The following is a 12,264-nucleotide window of genomic DNA, read 5'->3' as shown; positions in this document are numbered from 1 at the left end:
TTAAAACGTAAATTTTATTATATTAGCGGTCATTTTATCCTTACTTTATGATTGATTTACCTAACTTACGTAAAAAAGAAAAGCCTTTTATGGCTCTTACTAGCTTGACTATCAAAGAGTTTGATGAGTTATTAGCTACTTTTTCTCCACTTTGGGAAAAACATTATATGTATTATGACCTCAAAGGAAAGGCTAGAAATAAGCCCACCTTCCGAGAACACGCAAAAATACAACTAAAAGGTAGTGAAATGAAACTTTTTTTTATCCTTTACTACTTGAAAAACAACCCTTTACAGGAATCTTTAGCTCTTACTTTTGATGTTTCTCAAGGAAAAGTTAATCAATGGATTAACAGCCTTCTTCCCATTTTAAAAGAAAGTTTAAGAAAAATTAATGTATTGCCTGCAAGAAATGAATCGGAATGGACAATAAAACTTGCAGATCGTGTTGAAGAAGCAGGTAAAGCCTTAGAGTTATGGGTAGATGGAAGCGAACGTGAAATTCCTCGTCCCTCCGATTACAAAGCTCAAAAAGAAGTATATAGTGGAAAAAAAAAAGCACACTATAAAAAATACTTTAGTTACAGATAAACATCAAGAGGTAGTTTTTTTAGGAGATACAGAAACAGGAAAAGTACACGATAAACGTTTATTAGAAGAAGATGATATTACCTTTCCTGAGGGAACTATTCTTCATCAAGATACTGGTTATCAAGGTCATAGACCTAAAGGTGTCCTTATTGAGCAACCCAAAAAAAAGCCTAGAGGAAAAGAATTATCGGAGCAGGACAAGGCTGAAAATAGTAAAAAGTCTAGTCGTAGAGTACGTGCAGAACACAGCATAGCAGGAGTAAAAAGACTTAGAATTGTCTTAGATGAAATCCGATTGTGGGGAGAAGAGGTAAGAGACCAAGTCATGGAAATTGCGTGTGGTATTCATAATTTAAGGGTAAAGACAAGAATAACCTATCAAAAATTATCGTAATAAAGTCTAATTTATAACCTTGCTTTACGTACTTTTTTAGAAGAATGTCTGAATTATGGAGATATTTTGAGTTGTTGGTTTTTTCCTCCTACAATTTTTTTAGATATTCGGCTTGTTCTTCTTGTTCTAGCATTAACTTTTTTTTCATTAAGGAAGTAAAATCAGAAACTAATAAAAATATAAGATTTATTATTTTTCTTTCTTGGATAACTTGTACCTATTTGATTGGAATGCTTTTGAGCCGAGCAGGAATGAAAATAGACGCAGAACGTTTTTTGGCTATTATTTATCCTTTTTTATGTATTTTGATAGGATTTGTTTTAGAGAAAATAAAAATGAATAACTTTTTGAAATATGGAATTGCCTTTTCTTGGCTTGTTTATCCTCTTTTGAGAACATTGAAAAATATTATTTTTTGGAATTAAATTTTATCAAAAAAAACGACTGTTTTCCCTCAAAACAATAATGAGTTTTAAAAAGCATAAGTATAATTAGATTGTAGGTAACTTATCCAAGTCTGATAGCGTAATAATTAATAGGCTCTTTGCCAATTTATTTTATCAAAAAAGTGAAAATTAATATCATTTTTGAAAATAAATCGCTATATTAAGTATTGAAATAAAACAAGAATAAAATTGATTAAGCAAAGATATTTCTCTTGATAAGAAATACCAAAAAGCTAATAGAAAACTAAACTCCTAGATATAATATCTAATAAAAAATTAGTTTGGGAGAATAATAACAAGTCCTTTTCCTTTAAATTTCTTAGACATAACTGAATAACTTTAACTAAGTAAATCCAATAAAGTCTAGGTAAAAGAAATAAATAGAGTATGAAAGATTTTATAAATGATTTGAACCCTTCTAAGAAAAATGAGAGTAATCCGTATCTTCCGAATTATGATTCACCTTATACTTCGACCTATTTGAAAGATGCTGTATATGAATTAGATACAATGCGTCCAATGAGTAATATTTTTATAGGAAAACTCATTATGGGGCTTACTTTTGCGTACAGTATGATTTGGATGCCTCTTTTTTTTAAGATTTTATTGTGTTTTGTGGCTGTTTCGATTCTGATTCCATTAGTAAAAGAATATTGGACAAAGCAAATAAAAGCCATTCGTTTGACCAACAAATATTTAGAAATTAGACGAGGAGCAAATAATGATTCGGTACGAGTAGATTTGAAAGACATCAAAAAAATTGAACTCATAGAAAGACAAAGACATCGCAGATACCGAAGAAGAAGAGGAGAAGTAGCAACCATACTTTTCGAACGTCCGAATACACACACACAAGATTTTCATCCAGAAACAAAATGTGTCATTACAGATACACGAGGAAAACGTATTGAAATAGAATATCGTTTCTTTTTAGAAGGCGACTTTGAGGAGTTTTTGGGTGTTTTGGAAGATACGTATTCAAAGATTTATAACAAGCATATCAAGACAAAAGATAATGACAAAAAAATTGCTCCTATTTCTTTTCAAGAAGCTAATAAAACAAAAGAAAATCCTATTAAAATTAAAGAAGAGCCAAACAATCAACCTACCGATTCGACCATAGCAAGACTAGACGATTTGATTATAAAGAATAATTCTATGTTAGAAAATGGAGTTATGCTTACTGAAAAATTGGAGGAGAGTTTGGAAGAAATTTATAAGTCTATTTATTATGTCAGAAGTGCTTTTGAGATTGCCAAAATGCCAAGTGCAATAATTATTTATGAGTTTAAAAATGCAAATAATCTGACTTCTTATATTTTAGAAAATGACTTTTACAAAGAATTGGATGAAGAAAATATAGAAATGGGCTTGCAGCTTATTTCAACAGCAGAAAAAAATATTAGAGTAGCTCAAATGCGTAATAATAGTTTCAAAAAAATTAATAAGCGTTTGAGAAATATCAAATTTCAAAAAGAACGTCGTTTGCAGTTACAGGGAATTATGTACCGTCTGAATGACTTACAAGAACAAAATACCAGTCAAGATATAGAACAAAGAACAAAGCCAATTCAGTCTGAAGAAGATATAGATTTGCATTTATTGGATGAGTTAGAAGACTTATCCTATCAAGTAGATTCTGCCGATGACCTGCAAAAAGCAATGTCTTTAAATCAGCACATTTCCTTATTTGATGATGAGAATAATAAAGGTAGAGTTTAGATTTTATGAAATGTAAAAAATAATTAAAAAAAATATTCTGAGTACAAATTATTGGTAAGGTTTTAGTTAAAACAAAGTGCATACGGAAATATAAACTCGGTATTATTTCCTGCTTACTTATTTGACTACTTAACTTTCCAATTAATGAAAATTCAAACAGTTTCTTCCTTCGTATTTTTATTGTTTTCTGTCTTTCTATTTTCTTTTATCTCAACACTTTCTTTTGCACAGCGAAATACAAATCCATACAAAAAAAACAAAGAGAGAACAATTATTATAGATGAATCAAATGTCTATGATGGCAGCAAAGACAAAAAGAGAAAAACACTGTGCTTGAAAGATACAATTTCAAAAGGAGATTTTTTAGAATTTGTAAACTCAATAAAAACAATTAAAAATCCTTCTCTTATAGATGAAAAATCAGATTGTAGATTATATTCTCGCCTTTTTATGGATACATATAAAAAGCACCTTACTATCACAAATGGAATAAACGAAACGATTGTATTAGCACCAACAGATAATAATAAACTCTATTTGGTTGGAAAGTTAGATAATATGCCAAAAGGAATACACGCTCTTTTATTTTATTCTTTTGAAGGAACAAGTATTCAGTTTACCAAAATTATTACTTTTGATGACGCAGGAACACCAATAGCTACAAAAAACGTTCAATACTATATAAAAGGCTCTCAAGATGGACTTGCTCAAGAAGGTAAAACAAGTTGTCAAATCAACTCCGACCAAACAATCAGTTGTATCAATTACACCGAAAAAGAAGGTACAATGACACCCAAATCAGAAAAAATCCATCAAATACAAACAGATGGAAGTATTTTAGAAATTGGATTTTTAGAACTAGAAAATTATCTTGTAGATAATCAAGAGTAATACAACTACAACACTGATAATCAACAAGTATAACTCCGAGTTGATATTAATTTGTATTTTTCATTTTATATAAAAAGTTTTATCTCAAATATCAAAACTTGGTAAGATTTTGGGACAACCTAAAGATAGGATATGAAGAATTTGAGAAAATAAAGAAATTCTATTACCCAAAACAGATTCAAAAGAAAACTATATTTTTGATTAATTCTTACCTAAAATAAGTATTTTCAAAACAAGAATTGTCTTTTGAGAGTTTTAAAATAGAACTTGTTTTAAGAATAACCATTTTTTCATAGAATTGAGTTTGCAAACCCCAATTCTATGAAAAAATATCACAGCCTTTGTTGGTATTTTAGTGCATTTTAAACAACTTCATAGCTTGTACTCATTATTTTTCAACCTATTTTCTAAAATTTACTTTTTAGTCATTTTTTTATTTTGTGTATTTAACACCAAGACTCATGAAACATTTTAATATTTACTCATTATTCATTTTTGCTTGTGCTTTTTTCTTTATCTCAACTATTTCTTTTGCACAACGAAATAAAAACCCTTATAAAGATAAATCAAAAACGATTGCCGTAGATGATAAAAACGTCTATGATGCCAGCAAAGACAAAAACAGAAAAGCATTACACCTAAAAGATACTGTTGCAGCAGAAGACTTTGCTGAGTTTGTAGAGAAAATCAAGGACGTAAAAACGCCTTATGATTTGAGTGAAAAATCAAATGCAAAATCATTTTCTCCAGTATCAATGACTACTTATAATAAGTATTTCAATATTTATAATGGAATAGGAGAGAGAGTAATGGTCGAACCAAATGGAAAAAATCGTTTGTATTTGATTGGAAAATTGGCTGATATGCCAGAAGGAATTACAGCACTATTATTTTATGGTTATGATGGTTCTATTTTTCAATTTACCAAATTAGTTACTTTTGATGAAACAGGTATTCCGATTGCAGAACAAAATATGCAATATTATATTAGAGGTTCGAAAGACGGCTTTACGCAAGAAGAAAAAGTAACTTGTAAACTCAATGAAGACAAAACTGTAAGTTGCATGACGTATGCTGCTGAAGGAGAGGAAAAAGAAATGATTGTCAAATCAGGTACAATTCACGAAGTACAACCAGATGGAACTATCGAAGAAATTGGAATTGTAGATTTAGAAACTGAAATGGAAGAAAATAATGATGATAAATAAATTATTTTTTAGCCAACAATTTAGAATTTAATACTTTAGGAAAACTCTAAAAAATGCTATTTGATTTCCATAAAAAGGAAAGGAATAATGTTTTTTAGAGTTTTTTTTGTTTTCAATAGCCATATCAACATATATATTCAAAACTATTTTCTATGAAAAAACAAATTTTACTTTCTATCATTATTTTACTCCTTATTCTGACCAGCTTTATTATTTATCACAAAATAGGAACTACACAAACACAAACAGAGCATCAAACAAAACAATACGACAATATCTATAAAATAGATGAATCAAGACTATTGATTTATGAAGTAAATCCAACTGATCAACAACTAGATTTTTATTGGAAAGATTCAGCAGGGAAAAACTATGAAAACTTTGGGATTCTGAAAAAATCACTTCAAAAACAGAATAAAGAATTAGTCTTTGCAATGAATGGAGGGATGTTCAAGCGAGATTTATCACCTCAAGGATTATTTATACAAAATGAAAAAAGACTCTTTGAAATAGATACTGTTCAAAAAGGATATGGAAATTTTTATATGCAGCCAAATGGAGTTTTCTATCTAACAAAAGGAAATAAGGCTGTTGTTTGTACTACAAAAGACTTCCTAAAAAAAGGCACTACTCAAAATATAAAATACGCCACACAATCAGGACCTATGCTTTTGATTGAAGGAAAAATACATTCAAAATTCGGCAAAGGTTCTTCAAATCTACATATCAGAAACGGAGTAGGAGTTTTGCCAAATGGAAATATTCTTTTTGCTATGTCTAAAGAAGAGATTAATTTTTATGATTTGGCTATTTTCTTCAAACAAAAAGACTGTAAAAATGCGCTGTATTTAGATGGCTTTGTTTCAAAAACCTATTTACCTTCCCAAAAATGGCAACAAATAGACGGAATTTTTGGGGTAATTATAGCCGAAACTAAATAGTCACTTCTCATAAAAAAATACTACCTTATGACACAAAATCAAAAACTTAACCTTGTCAGTATTTTACTTGTTCTTATTGCTATTGCAATGATTATAATCGGAATTATTTCAAAAATTCTTCCTCCTCCTCTTACTGGAATAGGCTTTTTAGTTATTGCGTGGGGTTTTCAGTTTTTTAAAAAGAAAAATTAATTATGCTTACACTATTTGCTAAATGGACAGTTGTAGTTTTCGGAATATTTTTAATTTCAGTAGGTTTTTTAATGCTTTTTACTCCCAAAATAGCGAGAGCAACACTAAGAAAAGCTGGAAGCACTAATTTTATAAATTATGCTGAAATTACTATTCGAATGATTCCTGCCATAGCCATGATTCTGTATGCAGATTTTTGTCGTTATCCAGAGTTTTTTAAGCTATTAGGTTGGTTTATGCTCGGAACATCTTTTGTTCTTTATTTTGTACCACGAAAATATCATCATAATTACGCAACTCAAGCAGCTGATATTTTAAAACCTCTTTATATTCGTCTATTATTTCCTTTCTCTATACTTTTTGGTGGCTTTATTTTGTATTGTGTTTTTTGAATATGGATAAATAATGTAGAAGTAGAGAAAATAACTTACCTTTTTCTACAAGTATAAAAAAACCAACCGATTAAAAATTCCGATTCGTCGAAAGACAAACTATTTTAATCTTATTCTGACTATAAAAGGCTTTATGTTTGCTATTTTGATTAAATTAGTAGTAAATTATAGCTAGAAAATAAAAGTGAGTAGAAAAAATAAATCGAAATCAATAGGTTATTTAACTAGCCTTTTTCATAAAAAACAGTAAATCCAATGTTTGAGCGTTTATCCACAAAACTTATTGGAGGTTTCTCCCTTATCCTTGTTCTGTCTATTGCAGTCAATCTTTTTGCGATTTTCAAGCTCTCTCAAGTGCAAGATGTTGCATTAGAGATTAGTGAAAATTGGATGCCGAGTATCTATGAAATATCGACCATTAGTGCCAATACTTCTGACCACATGATACGTCAGCAACAGCATATTTTTGCCCTTTCAGAAATTGAAATGTCAGAATATGAAGGTTTGATGCGATTAGATAAAGAAAATATTTCTCGTAGCGAAAAAAACTACAAACTTCTTCTTGAAGAACGAGAAGGTATATTAACGGATAGAATTGCCGAAAAGAAACAAGAAGACAATCCAGACTTAAAAGACCTCAAACAGAATAAAAATAATTTCAAACTCTTTCAAGATGATTATAAAAAATATTTAGAGGAAAGTGAAAAAATAAAACAACTTTCAAGATATAATAATAAAGAAGAAGCAAAAGAAAAACTACGTGAACGCTCATTTTTAGCTTTCGAATCAAGTAACCAAACACTTAATCAAATCATTTTTGATAACTTCGAAAATGCAAGAGAAGCAGCCAAACGAAGTGAAGAAATTTATACTAATTCTAGTCGTTTGATTATTGGTTTTACCTTAGTTTCGATTATTGTCAGTATTTTGGTAGCCTTTTTTATTGTTCGAAATACTCGTAAACAGATTGGTGGAGAGCCTTCTGATATTGCAGAAGTGGCTCGTAGGGTTTCGGCAGGAGATTTAACAATGAAATTTACCAGTACAGAATCAGAAGAAAGTATTTATTCTTCAGTTAAAAAAGTAGTTGAGAATTTGAGAGAAGTTTCTAATATTACTAATAATATTGCAAAAGGAGATTTATCAAGGCAAATTGAAGTAAAAAGCTCAAATGACCTTTTAGCCATTTCAATTAATCAAATGATTGAAAACTTTAAAAGTATTATCAATCAAGCACAAGTTATCGCAAAAGGAGATTATACAGCTAATGTAAAAGAACGAGGTGAAGAAGACGAACTAAGTGCAGCACTACAACTGATGACAGAGAGTTTGAGAACAAATAAAGTCGAAACTTTCGAACAAAATTGGATAAAAGATGGTATCAATCAACTTGCCCAACAACTTTCTGGAAATCTTCTTTCATTAGAACTTAGCCGAAAAGCAATCAATTTTATTTCTCGTTATACCGAATCAGCACAAGGTGTGATGTATTTGGTTGATAATTACTCTTCAAAATTAAAACTAAATGCTTCGTATGCCTTTACAGAACGTTCTGGATTATCGAATGAATACAAAATTGGAGAAGGTTTGGTCGGACAAGTAGCTTTAGAAAGAAGTCCAATTCTATTAAAAAATATCAGAAGACAAGATATGTCCTTATCAACAGGAACAGTCGAAGAGCCACCAACACATGTTTATGCTTTTCCTTTAGTCTTTGAATATGAATTGTATGGAGTGATTGAATTGGCATCTTTTGAACCTTTCACACAATTAAAACAAGAATTTTTACAACAAGCTGCCAATACTGTCGTAACTTATATTTATTCTGTTCTTCAAACGGATAGAATCAAAGCTCTTTTAGCGACTTCGGAAGAAGCTACAAGAAGCGCACAAGCAAGAGCGCAGGAAATCGAACAAGCAAATGCAAGACTAGAAGTTCAGCAAGGCGAATTACAAGAAAAATCAGAAGAGTTACGTCGTAGAAATGAAAGTCTAATTTTAGCAAAAGAAGAACTAGACAGAAGAGCCGAACAGCTAGAATTATCGAACAAATACAAATCAGAATTTTTGGCAAATATGTCACACGAGCTTCGTACTCCTCTTAATTCTATTATCATGCTTTCTAAAATGCTTTCCAAAAATGAGAAAGATACATTGATAGAAAAAGATGTCAAAAAAGCCAAGATTATTTATAAATCGGGTGGGGAATTATTGAGATTAATCAATGATATTCTTGACCTTTCTAAAATTGAGGCTGGTAAAATGGTCATTAATCCTGTGGAGTTTGCCAACAAAGAAATTGTTACAGATATGAACGATTTGTTTCAAGGAATTGCACAAGAAAAAGGAATTAGATTTATTACAGAAGACAAAACCAAATCGTATATATATAGTGATAAGGAGCGACTGGCACAGATTTTACGAAATTTCTTATCCAATGCCTTTAAATTTACCAAAAAAGGACAAGTCAAATTATCTATCACCGACCATGATGAAGATTATTATCGATACAGTATTATAGATACAGGAATTGGAATTCCGAAAGACAAACAACAAGTTATTTTTGAAGCCTTCAAACAAGCTGATGGAACAACTTCAAGAGAATACGGTGGAACAGGCTTAGGTCTCTCCATTGCTAGAGAGCTTACCAAACTATTGCAAGGACACATTGAACTAGATTCAGAAGCAGGAACAGGAAGTACTTTTTCAATCATTTTACCAAAAAGATTAGATGAAGAATTAGCCGAAAAAGAAGACCGAGTAACTGTTGTGGTAAAGAATTTAGAAACTGGAAAAAATAAACCTTCTGCACAAAAACGTTTGCCTAGAAAGCTCATTAGAGAAGATATTGAAGATGATAGAAATAATATTCTCAAAAATGATAGTGTTATTTTAATTATTGAAGACGAGGTTCAGTTTGCTGAAAGTATGGCCGAAGTGCTACATTCTCAAAATATCAAAACACTCATTGCTCAAAGTGGCGAAGAGGGAATTGATTTGGCAATGCAATACAAACCAAGTGGAATTATTTTGGATTTAGGGTTACCAGATATTGATGGAACAGACGTTTTGAAAAAACTAAAGTCATATAAAGAACTGCGTCATATTCCTATCGAAATTATTTCGGCTAGAGATAAGGATAATGATTTACTTTCTACGGGTGCATTTGGTTTCCTTCAAAAACCTATTGATGAAAATGTTTTGAAAACGGCTATGTCAGATATGCTTCGTCTTTCTCAAAAGAAAGTAAAAGAACTATTAGTAGTTGAGGATGATGAATCACAAATGGAAGCTATAAAAGAACTTATCATTGGTGATGATGTAAAAGTAACAGGAGTAAAAAGCCAAAAAGAAGCTATTGATGCCATAGAACATGGAACTTTTGATGGTGCTATTGTAGATTTGGGGCTAAAAGATGGAAGTGGTCAAGAAGTTTGTAAATACATAAATGAAAATCACTCAAATATTCCTGTCATTATTTACACTGGCAAGACACTTTCACATGATGAAGAAACAAACCTTCGAAAAGCTGCTCAGAGTATTATCTTAAAAACAAGAGATACAGATGAGAAATTGCGTGAAGAAGTCGCTTTGTTTCTACATAGAATGGAGGAGGAAATCGAAAAAGAAACACCTAAAGAAAAAACACGTACTGCAGAACTTGCAGAGTCATTATTGGCAGAAATTCAAGTTGATAAAGAACTAGAAGAGTTACTTCCCAAAAAAGAAAATAACAACAAAACCAATAAAGGCAAAAAAGAAGAAAAGTTAGAAGGAGATGTTCCTCCTCGTTCACTTACTCGGAATTCTATCAATGAAGATATAAATGGAGATGACGATGATGATGTAGAAGAGTATAAAAGTACAGATGAATCGATCAAAGAAATAAGCAAAGAAGAAGCAATAAAGCTCATCAAAAACAAAACAATTTTGGTTGTCGATGATGATATTCGTAATATTTTTGTGATTGCATCGGCTTTAGAAACGTATGAAGCACAGATTTTGGAAGCCATGAACGGTCAGCAAGCCATTGATATGCTTCGTGAAGAAGATATAGACTTGGTTTTGATGGATTCGGTTATGCCAGAAATGAATGGACTTGATGCGATGCGAATTATCCGTCAAGATGAAGACTTAAAACACTTTCCTATTGTTGCAATTACAGGAAAAGCACAAGAAGAAGACAAACAAGAGTGTTTTGAAGCAGGAGCAAATGATTATATTGTAAAACCTGTCGATTATGACCAACTTGTCTATACAGTCTGTAAATGGATTGGCAAACGAGTTTAATTTTATACTTCGTTGAGGATTAAAAAATTTAGTCAAAACTATTTTCTATAGTTTCGGCTATTTTTTCGAACGACCAATTTTGAATAATTTGATACGAAACCTCTCCCATTTCTTTGGCTTGTCTTTGGGATTTGATTTTATTCATAGTTTCTTTTAAAGATTCTATATTTTCACTTTGAAAAATAAACCCATTTTTATTATTATTCTTATTTGATTGAATTAAATCTATTGCACAACCTACCTTTGTACTTGCTATAATAGCTTTTTTGGCTGCCATAGCTTCATTTATTGCTAATCCCCATGTTTCGCCTGCACCTTTTGAGGGAAGTATAAAGACATCACATAAAAGATAAACGATAGGCATTTTGGATTGATTCTGAAAAGGCAAAAAATGAATATTTTGATAGGATTCTGCTTTTTGTTTTAATTCATTTTCTAACTCTCCGTTTCCTAAAAAAACCAAATGCTCTATATTATTTTTTTCTTTTTGAACAAATGCTTCTAAAAGTAATAAGGGAGATTTTTTAGATTCAAACTTTCCAGCAAAAAGCCATACTAATTCATTTTCTTTTATTCCCAATTCTTCTCTCCATTTTTTTGCTAACTCTGTATTTTCTTCTGTTGATGTAAAACGAGAGTTATCGATAGCATGTGGCACAAAGGTTAGTTTTTTATCACTTACTCCTGCATATTTGTAGTAGTGTTTATTATTTGTTCCTACAAAAAATGCTTTATCAATATGAGAATAAATCCAAGTGAGAAAGATTTTACGAGCTATTTTTTTTGGAAATGAAATTTCATCTAACAAATGAGAATCACCACGAAACCAAATAGAAATTTTGTTTTTGAAATATCGAATAACTTTTAAATGACTTTTATAACTCCAACCAAAAACTAAAATTGCATTAGGGTTATATTTTTTTATCTCTTCAATAATTGTTGGGTTATCAATTCCCTTGAAATGATGTGAACCTTTATCTTGTGCTACATTTTCCAAAAACTGATAATTATATCCTTCTAAAAGAGGAATATCCCATTCTATTTTCCTACCAAACCCTTCATCAAATTTGTCTTTTAGAGCATCTTTTCCCCATGTATAAAAAACACATATTTCTATATTCTTTCTCTCTGAGAGCAACTTAAAAACAGGACCATTATACTGAATTGGATGTGTAGTTATTAGTGCTAATTTTTTCAT

At 30.6% G+C, this 12,264-nt stretch carries 11 protein-coding genes; 10 read left to right on the top strand and 1 reads right to left on the bottom strand.

The genetic code is table 11. The features are described 5' to 3' along the window. Positions 1 to 47 precede the first annotated feature (47 nt). From ACE193_RS13765 to ACE193_RS13720, 10 genes are all read left to right on the top strand, one after another. Positions 48 to 590, top strand: a complete 543-nt coding sequence (locus ACE193_RS13765; protein WP_375558620.1) for a transposase family protein — start codon at positions 48 to 50, stop codon at positions 588 to 590. Then, a complete protein-coding gene (locus ACE193_RS13760) occupies positions 544 to 984 on the top strand; it encodes a transposase family protein (RefSeq protein WP_375558619.1) in 441 nt (146 codons plus the stop codon). The genes ACE193_RS13765 and ACE193_RS13760 overlap by 47 nt, the downstream gene beginning before the upstream one ends. A gap of 44 nt (positions 985 to 1,028) precedes the next feature. Continuing rightward, positions 1,029 to 1,409 carry a hypothetical protein gene (locus ACE193_RS13755; protein ID WP_375558803.1) on the top strand — a complete coding sequence of 127 codons (381 nt, stop codon included), beginning with the start codon at positions 1,029 to 1,031 and terminating at the stop codon, positions 1,407 to 1,409. A 408-nt stretch (positions 1,410 to 1,817) separates the two neighbouring features. After that, positions 1,818 to 3,152, top strand: a complete 1,335-nt coding sequence (locus ACE193_RS13750) for a hypothetical protein (RefSeq protein ID WP_375558802.1) — start codon at positions 1,818 to 1,820, stop codon at positions 3,150 to 3,152. Between the two features lie 144 nt (positions 3,153 to 3,296). Next, positions 3,297 to 4,043: a hypothetical protein gene (locus ACE193_RS13745; RefSeq protein ID WP_375558801.1), complete on the top strand. Its 747-nt coding sequence runs from the start codon at positions 3,297 to 3,299 to the stop codon at positions 4,041 to 4,043. Between the two features lie 461 nt (positions 4,044 to 4,504). Beyond that, complete coding sequence (locus tag ACE193_RS13740; RefSeq protein ID WP_375558800.1) at positions 4,505 to 5,251, top strand: hypothetical protein; 747 nt, start codon at positions 4,505 to 4,507, stop codon at positions 5,249 to 5,251. A 152-nt stretch (positions 5,252 to 5,403) separates the two neighbouring features. Continuing rightward, on the top strand, positions 5,404 to 6,192 hold the full coding sequence (locus ACE193_RS13735) for a phosphodiester glycosidase family protein (RefSeq protein WP_375558799.1): 789 nt from the start codon (positions 5,404 to 5,406) through the stop codon (positions 6,190 to 6,192). 27 nt (positions 6,193 to 6,219) lie between these two features. After that, the gene (locus ACE193_RS13730; protein ID WP_375558798.1) at positions 6,220 to 6,384 is read left to right on the top strand and encodes a hypothetical protein; all 165 of its coding nucleotides are present in this window, start codon (positions 6,220 to 6,222) and stop codon (positions 6,382 to 6,384) included. Positions 6,385 to 6,386: 2 nt separating this feature from the next. Continuing rightward, complete coding sequence (locus tag ACE193_RS13725) at positions 6,387 to 6,776, top strand: hypothetical protein (protein WP_375558797.1); 390 nt, start codon at positions 6,387 to 6,389, stop codon at positions 6,774 to 6,776. 255 nt (positions 6,777 to 7,031) lie between these two features. Then, positions 7,032 to 11,066 (top strand): response regulator, encoded by a 4,035-nt coding sequence (locus ACE193_RS13720; protein WP_375558796.1) that lies wholly within the window; start codon positions 7,032 to 7,034, stop codon positions 11,064 to 11,066. A 28-nt stretch (positions 11,067 to 11,094) separates the two neighbouring features. Here ACE193_RS13720 and ACE193_RS13715 read toward each other — a convergent pair whose 3' ends face one another. Continuing rightward, entirely contained in the window at positions 11,095 to 12,264 is a 1,170-nt protein-coding gene (locus ACE193_RS13715; RefSeq protein WP_375558795.1) for a glycosyltransferase, read from the bottom strand.

It is taken from the genome of Bernardetia aquimarina (genome assembly GCF_042180575.1).
In the GTDB taxonomy this organism is placed as follows: Bacteria; Bacteroidota; Bacteroidia; order Cytophagales; family Bernardetiaceae; genus Bernardetia.
Note: the sequence above shows the minus strand (reverse complement) of the source record. Positions and strands in the feature narration are given on the sequence as shown.